General features: G+C 60.1%; 19 protein-coding genes and 1 pseudogene. 7 read left to right on the plus strand and 13 right to left on the minus strand.

Features of this window, described 5'->3' with window-relative positions; all coding sequences use genetic code 11:
- Positions 1 to 582 precede the first annotated feature (582 nt).
- On the plus strand, positions 583 to 774 hold the full coding sequence (locus tag LRA89_RS18025; protein WP_230772353.1) for a hypothetical protein: 192 nt from the start codon (positions 583 to 585) through the stop codon (positions 772 to 774).
- A gap of 962 nt (positions 775 to 1,736) precedes the next feature.
- Here the strand turns inward: LRA89_RS18025 and LRA89_RS18030 are convergent.
- The 4 genes and pseudogenes from LRA89_RS18030 to LRA89_RS18045 form a co-directional block, all read right to left on the minus strand.
- Positions 1,737 to 2,027, minus strand: coding sequence for a DUF1488 family protein (locus LRA89_RS18030; RefSeq protein WP_230772354.1), 291 nt, complete (start codon positions 2,025 to 2,027; stop codon positions 1,737 to 1,739).
- A 177-nt stretch (positions 2,028 to 2,204) separates the two neighbouring features.
- The gene (locus LRA89_RS18035) at positions 2,205 to 2,978 is read right to left on the minus strand and encodes an alpha/beta fold hydrolase (RefSeq protein ID WP_230772355.1); all 774 of its coding nucleotides are present in this window, start codon (positions 2,976 to 2,978) and stop codon (positions 2,205 to 2,207) included.
- Positions 2,979 to 3,127: 149 nt separating this feature from the next.
- A complete protein-coding gene (locus tag LRA89_RS18040) occupies positions 3,128 to 4,303 on the minus strand; it encodes a zinc-dependent alcohol dehydrogenase (protein WP_230772356.1) in 1,176 nt (391 codons plus the stop codon).
- 104 nt (positions 4,304 to 4,407) lie between these two features.
- Positions 4,408 to 5,232 (minus strand): annotated as a pseudogene (locus tag LRA89_RS18045) (IS5 family transposase).
- A 14-nt stretch (positions 5,233 to 5,246) separates the two neighbouring features.
- On the opposite strand from LRA89_RS18045, the gene LRA89_RS18050 reads away from it, so the two are divergent.
- Both LRA89_RS18050 and LRA89_RS18055 read left to right on the plus strand, forming a co-directional pair.
- Positions 5,247 to 5,732, plus strand: coding sequence for a hypothetical protein (locus tag LRA89_RS18050; protein WP_230772357.1), 486 nt, complete (start codon positions 5,247 to 5,249; stop codon positions 5,730 to 5,732).
- A 9-nt stretch (positions 5,733 to 5,741) separates the two neighbouring features.
- Positions 5,742 to 6,395 carry a hypothetical protein gene (locus LRA89_RS18055; RefSeq protein ID WP_230772358.1) on the plus strand — a complete coding sequence of 218 codons (654 nt, stop codon included), beginning with the start codon at positions 5,742 to 5,744 and terminating at the stop codon, positions 6,393 to 6,395.
- 100 nt (positions 6,396 to 6,495) lie between these two features.
- Here LRA89_RS18055 and LRA89_RS18060 read toward each other — a convergent pair whose 3' ends face one another.
- Positions 6,496 to 7,323: an IS5 family transposase gene (locus LRA89_RS18060; protein WP_230772359.1), complete on the minus strand. Its 828-nt coding sequence runs from the start codon at positions 7,321 to 7,323 to the stop codon at positions 6,496 to 6,498.
- A gap of 345 nt (positions 7,324 to 7,668) precedes the next feature.
- Between LRA89_RS18060 and LRA89_RS18065 the strand changes: the two genes are divergently transcribed.
- Entirely contained in the window at positions 7,669 to 8,247 is a 579-nt protein-coding gene (locus tag LRA89_RS18065) for a YdeI/OmpD-associated family protein (RefSeq protein ID WP_230772360.1), read from the plus strand.
- 56 nt (positions 8,248 to 8,303) lie between these two features.
- Here LRA89_RS18065 and LRA89_RS18070 read toward each other — a convergent pair whose 3' ends face one another.
- The 5 genes from LRA89_RS18070 to LRA89_RS18090 form a co-directional block, all read right to left on the minus strand.
- A complete protein-coding gene (locus LRA89_RS18070) occupies positions 8,304 to 9,074 on the minus strand; it encodes a Fic family protein (RefSeq protein WP_230772361.1) in 771 nt (256 codons plus the stop codon).
- A gap of 99 nt (positions 9,075 to 9,173) precedes the next feature.
- Entirely contained in the window at positions 9,174 to 11,276 is a 2,103-nt protein-coding gene (locus LRA89_RS18075; protein ID WP_230772362.1) for a peptidase domain-containing ABC transporter, read from the minus strand.
- Between the two features lie 41 nt (positions 11,277 to 11,317).
- Positions 11,318 to 12,655, minus strand: coding sequence for an HlyD family secretion protein (locus tag LRA89_RS18080; protein ID WP_230772363.1), 1,338 nt, complete (start codon positions 12,653 to 12,655; stop codon positions 11,318 to 11,320).
- A gap of 16 nt (positions 12,656 to 12,671) precedes the next feature.
- Positions 12,672 to 13,706, minus strand: a complete 1,035-nt coding sequence (locus tag LRA89_RS18085) for an alpha/beta hydrolase family protein (protein ID WP_230772365.1) — start codon at positions 13,704 to 13,706, stop codon at positions 12,672 to 12,674.
- Between the two features lie 66 nt (positions 13,707 to 13,772).
- The gene (locus tag LRA89_RS18090; protein WP_230772366.1) at positions 13,773 to 14,285 is read right to left on the minus strand and encodes a hypothetical protein; all 513 of its coding nucleotides are present in this window, start codon (positions 14,283 to 14,285) and stop codon (positions 13,773 to 13,775) included.
- A 238-nt stretch (positions 14,286 to 14,523) separates the two neighbouring features.
- Here LRA89_RS18090 and LRA89_RS18095 point away from each other — a divergent pair, with 238 nt between their 5' ends.
- Positions 14,524 to 15,318 (plus strand): Fic family protein, encoded by a 795-nt coding sequence (locus tag LRA89_RS18095; protein WP_230772368.1) that lies wholly within the window; start codon positions 14,524 to 14,526, stop codon positions 15,316 to 15,318.
- A 299-nt stretch (positions 15,319 to 15,617) separates the two neighbouring features.
- On the opposite strand, the gene LRA89_RS18100 is transcribed toward LRA89_RS18095, so the two are convergent.
- Complete coding sequence (locus LRA89_RS18100; RefSeq protein WP_230772369.1) at positions 15,618 to 16,304, minus strand: glutathione S-transferase; 687 nt, start codon at positions 16,302 to 16,304, stop codon at positions 15,618 to 15,620.
- A 138-nt stretch (positions 16,305 to 16,442) separates the two neighbouring features.
- Here LRA89_RS18100 and LRA89_RS18105 point away from each other — a divergent pair, with 138 nt between their 5' ends.
- On the plus strand, positions 16,443 to 17,318 hold the full coding sequence (locus LRA89_RS18105) for an alpha/beta hydrolase (protein ID WP_230772370.1): 876 nt from the start codon (positions 16,443 to 16,445) through the stop codon (positions 17,316 to 17,318).
- Positions 17,319 to 17,361: 43 nt separating this feature from the next.
- Here LRA89_RS18105 and LRA89_RS18110 read toward each other — a convergent pair whose 3' ends face one another.
- On the minus strand, positions 17,362 to 18,306 hold the full coding sequence (locus tag LRA89_RS18110) for a Gfo/Idh/MocA family protein (RefSeq protein ID WP_230772371.1): 945 nt from the start codon (positions 18,304 to 18,306) through the stop codon (positions 17,362 to 17,364).
- A gap of 906 nt (positions 18,307 to 19,212) precedes the next feature.
- A complete protein-coding gene (locus LRA89_RS18115; protein ID WP_230772372.1) occupies positions 19,213 to 19,686 on the minus strand; it encodes an Lrp/AsnC family transcriptional regulator in 474 nt (157 codons plus the stop codon).
- 1 nt (position 19,687) lies between these two features.
- On the opposite strand from LRA89_RS18115, the gene LRA89_RS18120 reads away from it, so the two are divergent.
- Entirely contained in the window at positions 19,688 to 20,683 is a 996-nt protein-coding gene (locus LRA89_RS18120; protein ID WP_443025014.1) for an EamA family transporter, read from the plus strand.
- Positions 20,684 to 20,784: the final 101 nt, after the last annotated feature.

Raw genomic sequence — 20,784 nt, forward strand, 5'->3', positions numbered from 1 at the left:
CAACAGCAGGTAGGGCATGACCAGCGACCATTCCTCATCGCTGACGTCAGACGGATACGGCTTGCAGCAAATATTCATCCGATAACGGATGAATCAGGCCCGCTTCCAAGTCCATAACAACCTCTAGCTAGAATGATACCCACTCGGCTGTTGCCGATCCCTGTTTTCGGCTGCATTATTTGGTGTGAGTTATCGAGCAACAGAACCACTTTCCGCCCGCCAGAAGGCCGTCGCAGTCACGACGATAATTCTGATGATGCCCGTGCTCCTCGACGGCTTCGGGCTAATCGATCTCGGTAGCTTTAGAATGGCTCCATTCATGATCGCACTTATGATTAGCACGCTGTCTTGGAAGTCGAAGAAAACAGAAAGTGACAAATCCGATGAGCGTGCTTTATAATTTCGGACGCGAGTTTCTGTTGGCCTGAAGGGAAACGCGGCGGAGGCAGCCTCCGCCGCCCCTTTTGAAACTCGCGGGTTTCAGCGGCCATCGTACCCGCATGTGGTAAGTGTAGTACCCATGGCAGGAGAAGCCCAACTGCGGAAATTGCCAACGTGACGGAGCCGGCATAGCTTCAGTCCATGTCGACCTTCTTCTTCTGGAATGTGGCGGCCCTAGCCGCCGCAATATACTGCATCGCCAAAGCCGTGATCGACCTTCGTGCACGAAGGTACGTCTGGGGAACTATCGGGCTGCTGAGCGCTGCGGTGTTTCTGACGACACCGATCCAGACGCATGCAGTGAAAATAGATTTGCCGGCCACACTACCTTGACCGGTTCCTTACCAAACTTGGCCGTTGGCGCGGCGGAGGTCCCCTCCGCTAAGCCAACCATCTCTGCGGTTGAGCGCACTCCCCATACCCTTTAATGCGCGATACGATACCCGCGCAGTCCGCTAACGGCTTAAAGGGATCGTCGCGGACGTAGTTCTTGATTCGGTTACTTGACGTACGTAACACGCCCCCGATCGAAGCTCACAAGCATGCGCTTTACCTGGTCGGCACCGTGGGGTCCAACCAGCCATAATTGAGCCAGCATTCCTTCAAGGCAGTAGATGTAGACGTTTGAAACTGCGCCAAGGTCTGCTGCCGCGCGGCTGATACTGAGTTGATCTGCCTTTCGCAGACGTTTCCCTGCAATGGTTACCTCGACAACCTGTTGCGTATCCTGTTTGGGCGTACCCGCTTGCCTTGTCACCCGCACTTTGACGTCTTGCCGCCCGCACTGACCCGTCGTTACCTGCTCGCTCTTCTGAGCCGGATACGGATGTGGTCCAAAACTAGGGGGTGCCAGCGGCAATAGCGATTGGACCAGTACGGCTGTGGCAACGATCATCGTTGAAGATCTCCCAATCTACATCGAATGCCAACATGGCAGGTCAGAAGCAATGCCCGGTTCATGACGCAGTCCGCGATCCCTGGGCGATCAAGCCGCGGAGAACTCCTCCGCCGCGCCAGGGTATTCCTTTGGTTTGGCGCGCCTCCAATACCCTCAAATGCGCGGTGCGATACCGGCGCCGTCTGTCCACCACCCATGCCAGATACCCGGTTGGGCGCTTCGGCTTTGCATGATGCTCCCTGTAATTGGGAGATGAACGAATGGCAGAAGCTGGGAAGCGGGCAGGGCGTCCATAATGACCGGTTCTGGGTCAAGGTGCACATTCACGGGTCAGCCGCATTATCGTGGTCTGCGCGCGGCGGAAATGCGAACTGCAGAGTTCGCCTGCCAAGCGTTGTCAGCCGTCGAGATCTGCCGAAGTTAGGAGTATTGGCGGCTCTCCACCGAGCCGCTTGACGAACTCCCGCTGCGCGATCCTATGAATGTCAGCTTCGAATTCTACAAACACCTCCAATGCCGTCTCGGGGTCGACCCCTTCAAGCTGCGGGTTTAACAGTTCCGCCAGCGCGTCGGCGGTGATGAGAAACTCGACCTCGCCGAAATCCGTCATGCCGACGAATCCCACGCTGTCGCGCTCCGCAACCCACTCGTACTCGCTTTTCTCGAAGCGGACGCTGGAATGAGCCATCGATTCAGATCTCCAATGTGGCTACGGCGGCAGTTGCATTGGACGCTACGAAGCTTCGGCAGCGCGCGCAACGGAGCTAAACCGCGAGTCCGGCGACGAGTATAGATGGTCGGTTTCAGAAAGTGGCAAAGGGGGCTTGAACGACTGGGATTGGGTCGGCGTTACTCCCCGCCACTTTCACTGCGTAGCACTGAGGATGACCTCGACCGTCTCCTCCGGCATGTCCCACATCGGAAAATGACCGCTGGACTCGAACCAGTGCAGCTCTGCGGACGGGAACGCAGCTTTTGCGCGCGCTGCCTGACCCGGCAGGCAGAGCCTGTCGTGCCTGCCCCATCCGATCACGATCCGGCCAGTGCTGTCGGCAGCAGGACCGGTCTGCTCGGGCCCGGTCGCAAGGTCATGGACCAGCGCATCGAACGTCGGTGTCGTACTGAGACCGGTCAGCTCGGTCGCCACCATCTGCGGATCAAGCGCCCAAGGATGCGCGGACAATTGGGCGAGCAGGGCAGTGCGCGAGGCCGCGTTACGGCTCAGCGTCGGCAGGGCGGGCCGGATCGCCCGCAACAAGCGGCCCGAGACGCCGATCGTGGTCTTGAAGAAGGTGCGCTCCCAACCACGCCAGAACCCACCCGGGTCAAGGGCGACGACGTTGCCGACGACGCCGCGCCTTGCAAGTTCGAGCACCATCCGCGCGCCCATCGAGCTGCCGACGACGTCGATCCCGGTCAGCTCGTGTTCCACGATATAGCGCTGTACGCTCCCGACCAGGCCGTTGAACGTTCCGCTATCGTGCTCCGCAGGCGTCGCGCCATGTCCGGGCAGATCGATCGCGATCACCGTTCGACTGGCGCCGAGCGAGTCCAGAATGGGGCTCCATGACCGCGAGCTTCCGCCCAGCCCGTGGACAAGCAGCAGTTTGGGGCCAGAGCCACGGTTGATCTGGTGCATCTCATTCCATTTCGGTTACTTGTTACGGCTCAACGAGCACCGTCCGTGAATGGCACCATTTAATCTGCTAGCTGCCGTGCGCCGGTCGTCGCGGCGTTCGATCCGCAAAAAGGGATCGCACGCCGCCACGACGATGAGGGATGCGCAACTCAGCCGTGCGGGCGCATGACCACCTTGATGACGCCGTCCTCCTTGTCGCGGAACCTGGCGTACATCTCGGGCGCGTCCTCAAGGCTGGCCGGGTGCGTGATGACGAAGCTCGGGTCTATCTCCCCGACCACGATCTTTTCCAGCAGTGGCTTGGTGTAGCGCTGAACGTGGGTCTGGCCGAGCTTGATGGTCAGCCCCTTGTTCATCGCCGCACCGATCGGCAGCTTGTCGCCCATGCCGACGTAGACGCCAGGCACCGACACCGTGCCGCCCTTGCGGCAGCTCATGATCGCCTGTCGCAGCACGTGGACGCGGTCGGTGGCGAGGAACATCGACGCCTTGACCTTGTCCATGACGGCATCGGCCGCGCCGTGTCCGGCCGCCTCGCAACCCACCGCGTCGATGCAGCTGTCGGGTCCGCGTCCCTTGGTACGGGCCTGTAGTTCGTCATAGACGTCCGTCTCGGCGAAGTTGATCGTCTCGGCACCGCCGGCTTCCGCCATGGCAAGACGCTCGGGCACTTCGTCGATCGCGATGACGCGACCGGCCCCCATCATCAATGCGGAGCGAATCGCGAATTGGCCGACCGGGCCGCAGCCCCAGATCGCGACCGTGTCGCCCGGTTCGATCTGCGCGTTCTCGGCGGCCATGTAGCCGGTCGGGAAGATGTCGGACAGGAACAGCGCCTGATCGTCGGTGACGCTGTCAGGGATCTTGATGGGCCCGATGTCCGCCATCGGCACGCGGAGATACTCGGCCTGACCGCCGCAATAGCCGCCCAGCATATGGCTGAAGCCGAACAGGCCGGCGGGTGAGTGGCCCATCGCCTTGGCGGCCATTTCGGCATTCGGGTTGGTCCGGTCGCAGGCCGCGAACAGACCCTTCTTGCAAAACCAGCAGTCGCCGCAACTGATGGTGAACGGCACCACCACGCGGTCACCGATCTTGAGGTTGGTGACCTCGGAACCGAGCGCGACGACCTCGCCCATGTTCTCGTGGCCGAGGATGTCACCTGCCTCCATGGTGGGTTGGTAGCCGTCGAGTAGATGGAGGTCCGACCCGCAGATAGCACATGCGGTAACCTTGATGATCGCATCGCGGGGGTGCTTGATTTCGGGATCCGCGACGGTGTCGACGCGGACGTCGCCCTTACCGTGCCAGCAGAGTGCGCGCATGATTCTTCTCCGTGTGAGCAGGAACTCCGCCGGGATCGGAAAAGCGACTGAAATATCTCAACGTTTCGCCAAACGGAACGGGCTAAGAGACCGTTTGAGAATGGTCAGGGATGTACGATCCGGCGCAGCATGAGGCTACCGAGGGCGACATGGATCATGGCCTCGGAGACGTCGAGGCGCTGTTCGTAATCGCGAACGAGGCGTTTCCATCTGGTCATCCATCCGAAGGTGCGCTCGACGACCCAGCGCCGGGGCAGGACCTTGAAGCCGGGATCCTTATCGGTGCGGCGGATGATCTCGAGGACGAAGTCGCGATACGCAGCGGCATCCATGAGGCGGGTGCGGTCATAGGCACCATCGGCGAACAGATGCTTGAGCCACGGCCACCGCTTTCGAATGGTCGCCACGATCGCCTGAGCCCCGGCGCTATCGGAAATGTCGGCGGTGGTGAGATTGACCATCAGCAGCCTGCCGTTGGTATCGACGGCGATGTGTCACTTGCGGCCGACCACCTTCTTTCCGGCATCGAACCCACGCTTTTGCGCCGCTGGCGCCTTGATCGACTGGCTATCAACCACGGCGGCGCTCGGGCTTTGCTCGCGTCCTTCGCGCTCGCGGTCGAGCATCAGCGTGACGTCGTGGATCGTGCGGAACAGCAGCCGGCGTACGAAGCGGCGGAACCACCAATATACCGTTTGCCACGGCGGAAAGTCGTTCGGCAACATCCGCCAGCCACCCCCCGTCCGGGCAAGATAGCGTAATGCGTCGAGCACCTCGCGAAGATCGGTCTTCGGCTTGCGCCCGCGTTTTGGAACTGGCGGCAGGAAAGGCTGGACGAACCGCCATTCCTCGTCCGTCAAATCGGTTGGATAGCGCTTCGCTCGTCGTTCAAATCCAGCCATCCGGCCGCGGCTTTCTCGGGTCCACATCCCAACTCTGAATCATGCCGCAGAGCGTACTTCAACCCATTCTCAAACGGGCTCTTACAGCGTTTGGCAAGAAGCTTGATGACGCATTGATGAGCGATAAGGTGATGACTGCCGCCGAACATCTCAAAAACGAGCAGTTCGCTTTCAGTGCTGGCCGAGCCATTTTAGAGATGCTCGGCATGTCGACACCGGACTGGAGTCCGAATGAAGGGTATGGTGACACCTATAAGATTGTAAAAACCTCGCCAAACCCAAGTGGCGCAATGACCAATATAGATAACCCTATCGAGGGCTCTGAGGAAAAATCGATCCAGAATCAGTCTCTATATCAACAGGACTCCATTTTATCGTTCATGCAGGACGAACGTCGTGACAACAACATAGAAACTAATAATAGCAATCTTTTGCAAAGTGTTGATATTGCGTTTTCCCGTGAGGAAGATAATTTCTTTAAGGACTATGGCTTTGTATCGGCGGGTAGCGATTGGATGATAATTTAGGGTCGTCAGATGAAACATGTAATTCTTACCCTATTGGTATGTAGCCAAGGGAGCGTAGCATCGAGTCAAGCGCTGAATGAGCAACGCCCACAAACTGCAGGTGTTTGTGGGGCCGCCCAACTATCAAACATTCGTTATACTAACCGAATAAAATCTAGTTATACGGGAACCGGTTTCTTAAGGCCGGTTTTTTCAGCTATAATTGACAGCAAAATGCTGAGCTTAGCAGATGCTGTAGACTCAAGGCCGAATGAAAATCTAATTATCACATCACGCGGTTACGCAGTCAGGCTACTCTTTAACGGGAGCAACCAAAGCCCTACTGGGCGACAAGAACTTCTCTGTGGAAAGTTTAAAAAAGCCAACCAGCATCATCGAGAACGATTGGAAAACCAGCTCGCCAATGGGTTAAGGCTTGTTGATTCCAGCTCACTAGGGGATGCGGGCTACATTGCACTGTACGCCAGCCAAAAACAGCGCCTTGCAGAAATATACCATATCGATAAAGGAAAATACAGAATACTTGCCACCCTTCCAAGGTATGCGGATATTGTAGCGACATCAAATAGCTTGCATGGTGGCATATACACAATAGATGTGATTAGCAGGGGGGTGTCCAGTTCGGAGATACAGCTTAGTAGACTTATATTCGCTCCGAGCTAGTTTTTTTTGCAACATGGTATTTTGTACATTGTTTCGTAAAAGTTTATATGTTTCTATTGTTCAATTGAAGCGATGGAAATAACGCCCCTTAAAGCCTGACTCATAATTCGAGCTTTGCGATACGTCGGGTCATTCGTCTGATGGATGCGATGACGAGCCATGCTTCTGACGAGGCGATGGAAGCCTCCCAGTCCTTGGCGAGGCGTCGGCATCGGTTGAGCCACGCGATGGTGCGCTCGACGACCCAGCGGCGGGGCAGGATGACGAAGGACCGGGTATCCGACCGTTTGACGATCTCGATGGCGAGCCGGTCGATATGCGCGATCGCGTTTTCCAGTTTCGGCCCTGCATAGCCGCCATCGGCGACGAAGCGGACCAGCGAAGGATATGCATCCCGGCATCGCTCGAGGAGGCCCGGTGCAGCATCGCGATCCTGAACGCCGGCGGGAAGGATCAGGGCGTCGAGCAAGCTGCCGGCCGTATCGGTCGCGATGTGGCGCTTGCGCCCTTTGATTTCTTGCCCGCGTCGTAGCCGCGCGCGCCTCCCGCTTCGGTAGTCTTGACCGACTGGCTGGCGATGATGCCCGCGGTCGGTTCGGCAGCGCCGGCCTTCCGCGACCCGCACCCCGGCCACCAGCACCGCGTTGACCGCATCGAGCAGGCCGCTGTCGCGCATCCGGTAGAAATGATAATGCACGCTTGTGGACGGTGGGAAGTCTCGAGGCAGTTGCGCCCACTGACATCCCGTCGCCGCAAGATACTGGATCGCGTTCCACACATCCCGTGCGCGGTGCAGGCGTGGACGCCCCACCTTCGAGGTTCGTGTCAGCAGCGGCGCGATGATCGCCCATTCCGCATCGGTGCAGTCGCTTGTGTAGCGCAGCCTTCTTCTGTCATGCTCACGACGAGCGGTTTCGGTCCAGCCCATATGATCCCCGTGGTCTTCGCAACCCTCGGTGAATCACAACTGGCTGAAATCGCTCAACCTAATTTCCGGTTGGGCTCTGAGCAGCGCTCAGAACAGTGCGGTAGTGTATGATGCGCTGGAATGGCAGCAGCTCCGGCTGTGGCAGGATCAACAGGTGCCGCAATGGACACCTTCGAGCATCGTAATCTGAGCCAAGGACCCAATACCGGCCATCTAGCGGCAGCTGCACGCTTCCCCAGAGGTGCCGTTTGTTCATGTGACCCCCGCCTCCGTCAACCATTTGACCGCGACGTCGGGAAAGGTTCCATGCCGCTTCTCAGCGGCATACGCTTTCGTTAGTTTCTGATGATGACCAATCCTCCAGCCCATGCTCTCGAGTTCGAAAGCCCCAAGGATCTGGCTTGTTGGCTCGCTGAGCACCACGCGGACAGTGGGGAGCTCTGGATCCGCATCTACAAGGCGAGATCGGGCCAACGCTCGGTCACGTGGGCCGATTGCGTCGTAGAGGCGATCCGCTTCGGATGGATAGACGGCTTGAAGCGTTCCGGCGACGAGCGCTCCTACCTCCAGCGTCTGACGCCGCGCCGGGCGGGATCGAGTTGGTCAACCAAGAACCGTGAACACGCCGATCGGCTGATCGCTGAAGGGCATATGACCCCCGCCGGGCTCGCTCATGTCGAGGCGGCGCGCGCTGATGGACGTTGGGATGCCGCCTACGAGGGCTCGGCCACCATGGTCATACCGCAGGACTTCCTGGACGCGCTAGCGTCTCTTCCCGAGGCCGAAGCGTTCTTCCGGACGCTCGACCGCAAGAACCTGTACCCGATCTACTACCGCCTGCAGACAGCCAAACGGCCGGAGACACGCGCGCGCAGGATGCAGCAGATCCTCGAGCAGCTCAGTCGAGGTGAGCGCTTCCACTGAAACCCAGGAACAGCCGCTCGGGGCACCCTACCCATTTCCATGTTTATGCCATTCGTTCATCTGAATGATCTGCCATTAGCGGTCGCTCCGGGTAAGTGGGCGTTCGATGCTTCAGCTATGAAGCCGCGGTCTATTTTCGCCTGCATCCAATTAAAACAAGCTTCTGCTGCTATCGACAGATAGACTATCAACGGCTCCCAATTCCCAAATAGCAGGACTCGCCGAAATTGGATTATGAACGAACTTCTGTTTAGATTGGATAATAGCGCGAGCGGCACCGCATCCCTTCCCTTTGGCGCAATGATTTTTGCCCAAAGTACTCGAGCGGTTCTTTTGTTACCATCACTAAAAGCATGACAATGTATAACAGCGCAATAAGCAAATATTGCGGACAACGCGACATCGCTCTCCTGCAAACCGGTAATCGCACTACTGGCTACTGCGAGAAGATTAGAAATTTTATCGGGATCTGGATATAGTGTACTTACCTCTTCAGTAGGAACATCCGTCTGAGCTGCAACCCGGCGGATTTCCACTTCAGAAAAACCATAGGCTTGGCGTGCCGCGATAAGTGCGGTGCATAGATTAGTTCCTAGGTCGCACCCAAATTCAGAACCAGCAACGCCCATATTCCGCGCAGCGAAGATCTCTCGTTCAAAAGTAGAGGAAATATCGTTAGTCGCCCCGTGCGTGGACCCAATGAATTCTACGAGAGGGTCACTTAATTCGGGATAGCTTTGAAGAAGCTCTTCTCTATCGACCCAAATCGCATTTGCTACTGCAACCGGATCAATCGAAGGTGGAAAAACAAAGATGCCGCGACGCATCCCGTCCGTCAGTCTCGATCGGCATTCTGAGGAAACGAGAAATGGTAAATCTGGGATTACGGGAATGTTAGGCATACGTATCTGATTTGTAATTTGAGTTCATTGCGATTCAGCGACTGTAGCCTGCCGCAGGCGTTCGACAGTACGCAGCAAATCCTTGGTTGCGTCACGACTATCAAGTGAGATGACCCGATCAGCGGCTGCAATAGTTTCGGGCCGGTGTGCAATGACAATGCGAGTGATGGTGAGCTCGGCTAGCGCAGCGCTAACCGCGCGCTCGTTGCAAACGTCAAGATGGGCAGTGCCTTCATCCATAATCAGCACACGTGGTTGCCGGTACAAGGCGCGCGCGATCAGTAATCGTTGCTTCTGCCCACCAGAGAGGCTGGAACCCATATCGCCGACAAGGCTTTCATACCCCATTGGCATAGCTTCCACCTCGCGCGAGATCTGTGCTAGGCTGGCACATTCACGCACACGGGCCATATTCAAATCTTCCGCGAACAGTGCGATATTCTCCGCGATCGTCCCGGCGAGCAACTGATCGTCCTGTGAGATAAAGCTAATCTGCGTGCGTAGGCAATGGTTGTTCCAGTGACGCAGCGGACGATTGTCGATCAACACCTCCCCGCTTGCTGGCGGGTAAAGACCTGTCAATATCTTGGCGAACGTTGATTTGCCGCATCCCGACGCGCCAACGATCGCCACGCATTCGCCGGCTTCAATCTCAAGACTCAGTCCGGAAAGAACTAGCTTTTCGCCAAAGGCATAGCGGTAACTTACCCCTTGGCACTGGATACGGCCGCTGATCGGACCTTCATAGCCTCCGCTGTCGATCCGTTGCTCGCGGGGGGCCAGTGCGACGTCCGACAAGCGTTCTAGTTGCAGGTCGAGCAATCGCCATGCGAACAGCTGTTCGATCAGGTTCGTGGACCGCATTACGAACTGCATCTTATAGGCAAGGAATGCCGTCAGCATACCGACCGAAAGGTCGGTCGCAATCACCTGTTGCGCGCCCAGGTAGATGACCAGAATGTCGGTTAATCCGCTGAGCGCCTGTTCGCCGGTCAAGAACCCGATATTGATATTGCCAGCGCGGAGTTGAGCGTTGATCGAAGCGGCGACCGAATTGCGATATTGCGTCTCGCGTACCGTTTCCGATCCGGACGACTTGATTGTTTGCGCCGCGCGCAGCGTTTCAAGAAACCGGGTCTGCTCACGCGCATCCGTGACGATGACGTCGGCCGCATACCGCCGAGCCAGACTAAAGGTTGCCGACCGCAACAACGCATAGGCGACGATGGATCCCAGCACGAGAAAAGTTAGTAAGGGCGAATACAGGAACATCAGGGCCATCACCGCGATGCCGAGCAGGCCGTCGAGTATCCCGGCGAGCGCCCCTTGGGCGATGAAGGTCTGGATCGCCTTGACGGCAAGAAACCGGCTCTGGATGTCACCGACCTGACGCTTCTGAAACCAGTCCAACGGCAGACGGATTAGATGGTGGAACAGGCGAGCCTTCATGTCGAACGACAGGGTGTTCGCGATGAACTGGGTCGAGAGTCCCCGCAAGCCGAGAGCGACGATTCTGAACAGCAGTAACAGCGCGAACGCGATGGCCAGCACCTTCAGCAAGTCCGCGTTTGCCTTCAGTATTGCATCGTCGATCACGAACTGAAGGTAAAAGGGCGCCGCAAGCAGCAGCCCCTCGATCAGCAGCGACAGCAGGGCGGTCTGGACGAAGGCACGCATCGTATCGCTGTCGAACGATACCAGCGTGCCGAGCCGTAAAGGATTGCGTTCTCGCTTAGGTTGGAACGCGGCGGTGGGAGCGAGTTCGAGAGCGATGCCTGTGAACCGCTTCGACACGTCCGCCTGCGTCAGCGCCAGCAGGCCATGCGCCGGATCGTGGATCACGACCTTACCGCGATGCATCGATCGGAGCACGACGAAATGATTAGTGCCCCAGTGTAGGATTGCGGGCAGGCGCAGCAGACCTAGCTCGTCGGGTTCACAACGGATCGGACGCGACCCCAACCCGATCGCGCCCGCTACATTGATCAGCGTGCGCAGCGTCGTACCGTTCATCGATAGGGGGAACTGGCGTCGCAACGTACTGAGATCGACCGTGTGGCCGTGATAGCCCGCGATCATCGCCAGGCTGGCTAGCCCGCATTCCGCGGTTTCCGACTGGCGGATCAAGGGTAACCGCCGCCGACCGCTCAGATTAAGAACTGGGGCAATCATAACCGACCCCGCAATGCCAAGATCGGCTCCAGCAACCAGGCACCGAAACTCCGCTCCTCCAGCACGATGTCGGCGCTCAGCGCCATGCCGGTCTGCAAAGGGTGACGCCGGCCGTAGGCTTCGAGCCACGGACGGTCGAGCGCAACGGTCACGCGGTACATCGGCTCCTTCACCTCGACAGCGGCCTGGATATCCTCAGGGCGCAGAATCGCGCGTGAGACATGGCGGATCGACCCACTGCCCGCCCCAAACCGCTGGTAGGGAAAGGCGTCGTATCGCAGGCGTACCCGCTGCCCCTTCTGTATAAAGCCAATTGCCCGAGACGGGACGTACAGTTCGGCACCCATGCTCCCTTCGGTGGAGGCAACGGTCATCAACGCGCCGCGCTGGTCGACCGCCTGTCCCTGACGCACTTGAAGGGCCGTGACCACTCCTCCCACCGCTGCCCGGATTAGATAGCCGCGCTGCGCATTCGCAATGTCACGGTCGCGCCGGGTCCGGGCGATCTGCGACAGCAGTTCGCCGCGTTGCTGGACCAGCGTATAGGGAAGCGCCCGTAGTTCCGTCCGCAACCCGTTCATTTGCGCATCCAGCGATTGCTGGCGGCTTTGTGCCTCGTTTCTTGCCTCGCGCAGGGCGATCACTTCCTCCCGGCGGCGGCGCATTGATTCGCTTGAGATGAAACCCCGCTGGGCCACCGGTGCCATTCTCACGACCGAATCTTCGGCTAGCCGCAACCGCTCGGTAGCGGCCTGCTCCGCTGCGCGTTCGGCGGCCTTGCTGCCATCCAGCGCGGCTAGACGGGCCTCGGTGCCTTCGCGTTGCAACGCGACCGTAGGGCCAAGGGCCGCTATGCGATCCGTCAGATTGGCTAGTTCGTGGTTCAGGCTGTCGACCGTGCCATCGTCTATCGAATGCCCATCGACGCCTATCCGTTCGGTTGAAACTATGGCAAGCGGTTCGCCTGCCTGGATCTGTTGTCCCTCATGGACATACAGACGGGTAAGCACGCCAGCGACCGGCGCGCCGATACGAGCGCTGGTCCCGGTGGCGTTCACGATGCCGACGGCGGTCTCTGCTCGCGCATATGTACCAAGCGTCATGAAGCCGATGGCGATACCAGCCATGGACAGCAACACCAGCGTGACAACGATCCACGATATCGGCAGCAAGGCGACCGGCCGTCCTTCGTTGGCGTTCAGCGCGGCGGCCACCGCCTCCGGCCGGAACAGGGGCGCGGGCGCGGGCGGCTCCGGGTCGGCAAAACCGCCAGCGACGTCGTTTATCGTGCAATGGGCCGGTTCGGATGTTACCGGTTGCGTCCTGTGCCGCATCTCGCAAGGTTCCACGCTATCGAGAGGAATAGGCGAGCCCGTCCCTGGCACGGCGCGGATCATGCTGTGCGATCAGGTCGAGCGTGCGGTCGTTGAGCGCAGGGGCGGCATCGACCTGCGCATGCGCGTACCCCGGCGGCGTTTCCACCGTGCAACCGATCGCACGTAGGTCGGCTACTCCCTTTGGATCATAGACCCGTTCGTCGTCGGATGAGACCAAAATCCGGACCCGGTCGCACTGCCTGCGCAACAGCCGCGCAAGACTGGTGCGATAATATCGACTGCCCCAGAAGGAGGTCAAAAATGGCCGCATATCGCTGCATACCCGGTTCGGCCCGTTGTACCGCCAGATACAGGAACCCTCGGTGATTTTCTCCCACTCGACCCGTGTGTCCGACAATCCGTCCTCCGGTGTCGTCAGCGGCGGCGCGAGCAGAATGCGCGGCGCGCAGCGGACCGTGCAAGCCGCAGCCGCGAGATAGGCTCCGGTGCTCACCCCCACCGTCGCGACCAGTCGCTTGCCCGCCCAGTGCGTCAAGGCGCGGATCTGCTGCACCGCCCCAGGCAGGTCGGGTGCGGGATGCAGTGTCTCCAGTTCGCCGAGATAGATCGGCATAAGGACAGTATAGCCCTTCGCTACCATCTGCTGCGCCAAGGGACGTTCGGTTACCAGGGAACGCGGACCACCGTTCAGATAAAGGACGATACGGCTCGCGGCGTCGATGCGTTCGGTCGGACTGAAAATAAGAACCGGTAGCGCCCCCACAGGAGTCGGCAGATAGTTAACTTGCCGGAAACCTCCCCCGCGCGCCGACAACACTTCCCCGGAACACGCCTTGTCACCCGTTGCCAGGTTGAAATGAGTCTGGTCCTCGGAATAGCCGAGGAAGGTCCGGCATGAAAAACCGTCGATCGGCTGAAGCCGGGGTTCTGGCTTCCCTGGCAGGACCGCGCGCCTGGTATTCGGGTCGGTTCCCGGGCGAGCCGGTCCTGAATCCCGCAGGACCGGCTGGCCAAGGACCAATAGCATCACGAGCCATGTACTGTACAAGATCCGTTCCTTGAAACAGGCTGACGGATCCCCTGCCAGCCATCGGCACGGGATCCGTCGGAGATATTACTTCGGATGCACCGGTTTCGGGTTGTTCGTATCGACCTTGAAGCCGATCACGCCGTTACTGGTGGTCGTCGTGTACGTAATCCCCGCCTGCGGAACAGGACCGGTCGCACCGAAATTACCGCTCACGGAGACACTGGTTCCCGTCGTCCCGGTAAACTCGGTAACTTGAAAAAGCGTGGATTCACCGGCTGTACTCGTGGTCCGGTAGTAAATCTTGCCGTCCTCGCCCCGATAGAAGGATGGGTCAGCGGCACCGTCCCCGTTCACATCTGCCGGAGTATAGTCCTGACCGCCGTCGTCGGCGTAACCACCCCCGCCGCCGCCGCCGCCGCCGCCGGTGTCGATCGGATCATTGGGCGGTCCGCCCCCGCCCCACGGGTCAGACGGGGGTCCACCATCCCCCCAGCCACCGCCGCCACCAGGCCCGGTGACCGTGATGGTCGAATCTGAAAGGCCGCCTGCGACCAAGAGCAGTTCTTCGTTCGTCAGTTCACGGAAGGTATTGTGCATCTGCGTTTCCTTCTGTCGTCCCTGCTAGTGCCGGACAACAGAAGCATTACATACACCCGTATTATAACAAGGATCAGGAAGAGCGCTCTCGTTCGAACGTGTTAAAATCGGGACCGTCTGATAGCTAAGATACTGATAATAACTATAATACCGTAACGTTCTGATGTTTCTCACGGGAATTCGGGTTGTCGCTTGCGATCACGCCACCTTTTGCGATCCGACTCAGGGATGCGAACTAATGTTCCTGCACCTTCCGCCGCGCTTGCACACCGAACCGCTTCATAGTTTGCCGCTTGTCGCGGTTGGAGAAGCGATGTCGTCCACCTTGCAAAGGCTGCACAACGGACCGTTGATACCATTGACCGATGATCTGCTGACCATTGCCGAAACCGGGGTACCCGAAGCGTTGATCGACGAACTGGCCGTGCATGTCTGCCCCTCGAACCGTCGCGATCGCGACAGCGTCCTTCGCAAAACTTACGAGGAAGCTGCGCTCGTGGAACACGTGGTGCCGTTAGTACAACGTTTTGCAGGAGGCCGGTATAATCTTGCATCGCTACTACATGCCGTCAGCGCGCTCGCCTTCGGACAAGTTCAATTCTTCAGGCAGGTGTCCGCGGGCATCATTAGCGATTCACTCGGGCGGCAGATCATGTTCCCGGCGCCCGCCGACAGCTTGAAAATGCTTACGGACCTGGACGCCCCCCTTCGATCGCAACTCCTCTCATCCTATACGCTGGCCGCCGTTCTTGCGATGGTAGGCGTGATACACGCTCATCCGTTTGCCGACGGCAACGGCCGGATCGCCCGCATCCTATTCGCCGCGATCCTGCGGTGGGGTAGTCAAAGGAGTGTGTTCATCCCCGTACTAGCGTTGCAAAGCCTGTCCTACCCCAGCTTCCTAGTCCGGGCGAGGCGCGCGCAATGCCAAGGTGATTGGGCACCGATCGTCAACCATATGGCAAGCGCACTAGAATTCCTGCGTACTAATGCAACGATCTTGACCTCGCTGTCTGCTGAACAGGGTGATTGAAGGTTGCTGTATCTGCCTATCCGCCTGCGAGAAACGGTTATGATTTCTTCCATGCACGGAGAAGCATGCAATATATTACCTGCTTTTTCGCCTGAACAAGCGTCTGCATTGTTAGTGATATTGTTAAATTATGGATAGGCGCTCTCTACCAATCTTCTTGACCGTTTAAGAGTCAAGACGGACCCAGAAATGGTCGTTCCGAGCGCCCTGCCCGCTTCCCAACTCCGGTCGCTCATTCATCTTGGCGTCCGGCGCTTACCAACCGCTCCGCGCGGCTGCCCGGCTAGCCTTATTGGGGATTAGAGGAATGCGGGGCAGTCGGGCTGCAACCCGGCGTTCGCGGGCGGATCGACCGGCGCCCCGCCCTGCATGATGACGATCCGCTCGCCCGGACACCATGGCGCGACCCGGTACATGATCCGCCGGAACAGATCGGAGGCAAGGTGCGCCGCGAGCCACGTCTGCAAATGGGGCAGCGTCAGCGTGTTGAACCATTCGCGATCGACTGCGGCGAACTGCCGGACGAACGGCAGGATCGCCGCGTCGGTGATACCCATGCGTGTCCCGGCAAGCTGGCCCGTCGCGGCCAGTCGCGCGTCGAGTTCTCGCAGGAACAGAAGACCGAGATCGCGATGCCTGGCCGCGTTCGAACCATGGCGATCAGGATATTTGTAGCGGTCTAGTTGGTGCTTGAAGTCGCCGTCGTTGCGGGCGATCAGGGCTGGATCGTCGCGTGCCAGCCAGCCATCTGCGTCGCGGAGCGACAACGCCCACCGCATGACCCCGAGACTTTGGTCGATCACCGCGCCGTCGGTGGTTCGCAGGACCGGCACAGTACCCTTTGGCGAAATCGCGAGCATCGCATTGGGCTTGGCCGAGAGGCGAACCTCGCGAACTTCATGGCGCACGCCACTGACGGCCAGTGCCAGTCGCGCGCGCATCGCATAGGGGCAACGACGAAAGCTGTAGAGAATGGGGTCGGCCATCACCCCCCTATGCTGTGCGAAGATGGCGTTTGAAAGGTTCGTGGGGCATGTCCCGTGTCGCGACGGCGGCTATGCTGCGGGAACAGCGAGAGGACGCCCCATATGATCCGGAGCGGGAATGGCATGGGACGGCACAGCATGAGTCTTGGGATTGGCGCCTTGCTCGGGTCGCTTGCCGCCGCCTGTTCGCCGCTTGGTGCCTTCGACAGACTGGTGCCGAAGGATCGGGGCGGTACGCTGGTCGCCAGCGGGCTGGCTTATGGGTCGGCGCCACGCCAGCGACTGGATGTCTACGCGCCGCGTGGCAGTTGCGGTCAGCTGCGACCGGTCGTGGTGTTCTTCTATGGCGGCAGCTGGAACAGCGGGACGCGCGCTGGCTATGCGTTTGTCGGCCGCGCGCTGGCGGCGCAGGGGTTCGTGACCGTCGTCCCGGACTACCGACTGGTGCCCGAAGTCCGCTATCCGGCGTTCGTCGAGGACGGTGCCGCCGCCGTGCGCTGGGTGAGCGCGAACGCCGGCAACTATTGCGGCGACGGCCAGTCGGTCGTGCTGATGGGCCATTCGGCGGGCGCGTATATCGCTGCGATGCTGGCGGTCGACCCGCGCTGGCTGGGAGAGACGCGGTCGGTGGTGCGAGGGTTCGTCGGACTTGCCGGACCCTATGACTTCGCCCCGTTCGATGTGGATGCGAGCCGTGCGGCCTTCGGACAGGTATCCAACCCCGCGGAGACGCAGCCGGTGACATGGGCCGGAACCGGTGATCCACCTGCGCTCCTGCTATACGGGACCGAGGATACCGTCGTGCGTCCCCGAAACAGCGAAGCGCTGGCTGCCAAGCTACGCGCAGGCGACGTGAACGTGGAGCAACGGGCATATCCCAAACTGGGCCATGTCGGCATCCTGCTCGCGCTTGCCCGCCCGTTCCGCGGTCGCGGGCCGGTCCTGGCGGATGTCGCGGGGTTCATTCGGTCGACGGTGAAGGTGGATGACGCCGATCGCCGCCGAGACAGATGAACGTTCGCGTCTCGTTGGTCGCTTCCCGACTGCCGATAGTCAGTCAGATAGGTTGTTGTTTGTCGCCGTCCTTGTAGTCTGCGCCAGCAGAGACTTCTTCACGAATGCCTGTCTCCGCATGGCGGACGATAGCCTCGCAAATCACATGCGTCGCCAAGATGGCGGTCGCATCGACCGGCCTGCGCTGCCGAACCGCGATCAGAAAGTCGTCGCACATCGCTTCGAAGCCGCGTTGCCGTCCGACCGAAATCCAGTCCGCCCGTCGTTGCATGCATTGCGTACCCTGCGCTTCGACACGCTCAGCAAGGTTCCGCACGCTGTGGCGCATCCCATCGCCGATGACGTCCAGACGCTCCTCGTCGAGTCCGCTGTTCCGATGCATCATGCCGATTGCGGTGAACCCGTCGCCTGCCAGCGTCAGGGTGATGCTGTGCAGCATGTCGTCGACGACATGGGTTTCGATGGTGCGTCGGCAAATTGGCGCAGGGGCAAGCGAAAGCAGCGTATCGACGACATGAATGAAGTCGTCGAAGACGACGCGGCGGGGCAGGTCCGGTTGCTGGTGGCGATGCTTTTCCATGACGATGAGGTTCGCATCGACGGCGCGCAAGGCGACATAGTCCGGCGCGAACCGCCGATTGAAGCCGAGGACGAGCGGTGTGGCCCGCGCCGCCGCGAGGGTAACGAGCCCTTCTGCTTCAGAGAGAGTATCCGCAAGCGGTTTGTCGACGAAGGTCGGGATACCCCGGTCGATCAACAGCCTGACCAGTTCGCCATGCGCGGGCGTGGCCGCGTGGACGAAGGCGGCATCGAACGACGTCGCCGAAAGCGCGTCGGCCACACTGGCGTGCCGATTGACGATGCGGAACTCGCGACTGACTTCGTCGAGAACGACTTTATTCCTGGTCGTGAGATGGATATCGAGATCGCCGCGCCGCGACAGCACCGGAAGATACGCCTTGCGGGCAATGTCGCCCAGCCCGATCATGAGTATGCGCATATCCATATTTTCCGGTTCACTACGATCGCCATCTGCGTCGGCTAAGGCTACGCACGCCATTGCGTTCCCTGCAATCAGTCGTCAGGGCGACCCAGAAACGGTTATTATGGACGCCCTGCCCGCTTCCCAGCTTCTGCCATTCGTTCATATCCCAATTATACGGGGCATGCACAGCTGGGCTGGTCGACTGGGTGTCAGGCGTTGGTGGTAAGCCGCCGTTGACGAAGCGGTGCTGAAACGTAGGCTAGCGGGATGAGAGTGTTCCTAATTGCTGCGCTCCTGCCTCTCGTCGGTGGATGTTCAGACGCTTGCACAAACACCGTGGTGACGAGCGCCGTCGCTCCAGATGGGCGACACAGCGCGGCTTTGTTCCAGCGTGACTGCGGAGCAACCACGGGTTTCTCGACCCAGATATCCCTAGTTGCTCCCGGCGAAGATCCCTCTGGCGCTGGCAATGTGTTTCGTGCTGACGATGATCATGGGGCAGCGGTAGCGGGAACGTGGGGCGGCCCATGGGCTGAGATGAAGTGGTTGGCGGCAGACCATCTCCTCATCAGATATGCTACCAAATCGCGCGTTTTTAACAGAGCCGACCACGTTGACGGCATACGCCTAACCTACCAGGCGGTGCCGCACTGACCGTCCGCTATCTGGGCTAGAGCAGCCGCCCTGCCCTATCTCTGAGAGCGACCTACTTCGTTCGTAAGTTCGTGCTTTCGACTACACCCCGCCCCCTCTCCCCGCACTCCGACCCAGAAACAGTCGCTCAGCAGCCTTAGTGCCCCGCTCGAAAGCGGACTCTTGTTCAGCTTGCTGCTCAGGCCCAAGTGGCGAAAAGCTGCCCAGCCTTGTGGATGTAACTCCAAGCCCCGGACTGGCTGATCAGCGCGCCGCCTATGCGACGGGAACGGGGCTCGCATCCTTGACCTGGCGGATGACGACCAGCGTCTTGAAGCTGCGCACGCGATCGTCCGCGGCGAACAATTCGCGTACCAGTTCGTCGTAGCTCTCCATGTCGCGCGCCAGCATGCGGACGACGAAGTCGTGATCGCCGGTGACGTTCCATGCCTCGATCACTTCGGGAACGTTCTTCAGCATCCGCATCATCTCGTCGACCGTGCGCGCGTTCTCGCGTTCCATCGTGACCAGCACGAGCATCGACAGCGGCCAACCGAGAGTGCGAGGGTGGACGACCGCCACCTCCCGGTTGATCGCGCCGGTGTCACGCAGGCGCCGTATGCGTCGATAGCAGGCCGGCGCGGACAGCCCGATCTCGTCGGCGAGGACGGGAATGGGTGTCTGCGCGTCGACCTGCAGGCGTTCCAGCAGCTTCCGGTCGAACGCGTCGAGGGCGATAGCCTTGCTCATCGTGAGTCGTGTAGTCGATAAACTTTATCGGTTCAGCGCCAAATCGAACCACGCCGATCTCGTTCGGCCAGTACTTTCTCGGCAGTATCCCATTCCGAGAACAACCATGACCCCTTCCCTTCGCACGCCGCATACTTCCTCGACCACCGACTATCCGGCGCTCGGCGCACTCGTCCTGTCCCTCGTGTCCGTCACCTGTGGCGCGTCGTTCGCCAAGCGCCTATTTCCGATCGTCGGTGCCGACGGCGCGACCGCGATCCGCCTGATCGTCGGTGCGCTGGTCCTGTCGATCATCCTGCGGCCGTGGCGCCTGCGCCTCAACGCCGGCTGGCGACCGCTGGTCGGCTACGGCGTCGTGCTTGGGGCGATGAACCTCAGCTTCTACAACGCGCTCACATACATTCCGCTCGGTGTCGCCATCGCGATTGAGTTCACCGGCCCACTCGCGGTCGCCGTTTTCACCTCGCGACGTCGGATCGACTTCGTCTGGATCGGCTTGGCCGTGGCCGGCCTGACACTGCTGCTGCCCCTGTGGAGCGGTTCGGCTTCGCTGGACTGGCGCGGGATCATGCTGGCGCTGTTCGCCGGTGCGTGCTGGGCTCTGTACATTCTGATCGGCAAGCGCGCGAGCGAGGCGCACGGCCCGGCCGCAGCCGCTGGTGGCATGATCGTCGCAGCTCTGGTCGCGGCGCCGGTCGGCATCGCGGAAGCCGGTACCGCTTTGCTCCGTCCGGAGGTGCTCGCCCTGGGGCTCGTCGTCGGCATCCTGTCGAGCGCCATCCCCTATGGCATGGAGATGATCGCGCTCCGGCGGCTGCCGTCGAATACGTTCGGCACGCTGATGAGCGCCGAACCGGCGGTCGGTGCGCTGATGGGCCTGACGCTGCTCGGCGAGGTGCTGAGCACCGGACAGTGGCTGGCGATCGGGCTGATCGTATGCTCCTCAATCGGCGCGGCGATGACCGCCCGTCGCGGCACCGTTCCGCTCCAGATCTGACCAGCGTTGCTGGCGGACAGCGGCTAGCCGGGCACCGGCTGACGCGACAGGACGACCGCTAACGTCGCAACCGCAGGTGGTGCCCGACGTTCATCGGACAA

Origin of the sequence: Sphingomonas sp. Leaf4, from assembly GCF_920939515.1 — a bacterium.
Classification (GTDB): domain Bacteria; phylum Pseudomonadota; class Alphaproteobacteria; order Sphingomonadales; family Sphingomonadaceae; genus Sphingomonas.

Coding starts and splice junctions, on each gene's coding strand:
- LRA89_RS18025 (WP_230772353.1), top strand. CDS start 583: ATGTCGACCTTCTTCTTCTGGAATGTGGCGGCCCTAGCCGCCGCAATA.
- LRA89_RS18030 (WP_230772354.1), bottom strand. CDS start 2,027: ATGGCTCATTCCAGCGTCCGCTTCGAGAAAAGCGAGTACGAGTGGGTT.
- LRA89_RS18035 (WP_230772355.1), bottom strand. CDS start 2,978: ATGCACCAGATCAACCGTGGCTCTGGCCCCAAACTGCTGCTTGTCCAC.
- LRA89_RS18040 (WP_230772356.1), bottom strand. CDS start 4,303: ATGCGCGCACTCTGCTGGCACGGTAAGGGCGACGTCCGCGTCGACACC.
- LRA89_RS18050 (WP_230772357.1), top strand. CDS start 5,247: ATGCCGCAGAGCGTACTTCAACCCATTCTCAAACGGGCTCTTACAGCG.
- LRA89_RS18055 (WP_230772358.1), top strand. CDS start 5,742: ATGAAACATGTAATTCTTACCCTATTGGTATGTAGCCAAGGGAGCGTA.
- LRA89_RS18060 (WP_230772359.1), bottom strand. CDS start 7,323: ATGGGCTGGACCGAAACCGCTCGTCGTGAGCATGACAGAAGAAGGCTG.
- LRA89_RS18065 (WP_230772360.1), top strand. CDS start 7,669: ATGATGACCAATCCTCCAGCCCATGCTCTCGAGTTCGAAAGCCCCAAG.
- LRA89_RS18070 (WP_230772361.1), bottom strand. CDS start 9,074: ATGCGTCGCGGCATCTTTGTTTTTCCACCTTCGATTGATCCGGTTGCA.
- LRA89_RS18080 (WP_230772363.1), bottom strand. CDS start 12,655: ATGCGGCACAGGACGCAACCGGTAACATCCGAACCGGCCCATTGCACG.
- LRA89_RS18090 (WP_230772366.1), bottom strand. CDS start 14,285: ATGCACAATACCTTCCGTGAACTGACGAACGAAGAACTGCTCTTGGTC.
- LRA89_RS18095 (WP_230772368.1), top strand. CDS start 14,524: ATGTTCCTGCACCTTCCGCCGCGCTTGCACACCGAACCGCTTCATAGT.
- LRA89_RS18100 (WP_230772369.1), bottom strand. CDS start 16,304: ATGGCCGACCCCATTCTCTACAGCTTTCGTCGTTGCCCCTATGCGATG.
- LRA89_RS18105 (WP_230772370.1), top strand. CDS start 16,443: ATGAGTCTTGGGATTGGCGCCTTGCTCGGGTCGCTTGCCGCCGCCTGT.
- LRA89_RS18110 (WP_230772371.1), bottom strand. CDS start 18,306: ATGATCGGGCTGGGCGACATTGCCCGCAAGGCGTATCTTCCGGTGCTG.
- LRA89_RS18115 (WP_230772372.1), bottom strand. CDS start 19,686: ATGAGCAAGGCTATCGCCCTCGACGCGTTCGACCGGAAGCTGCTGGAA.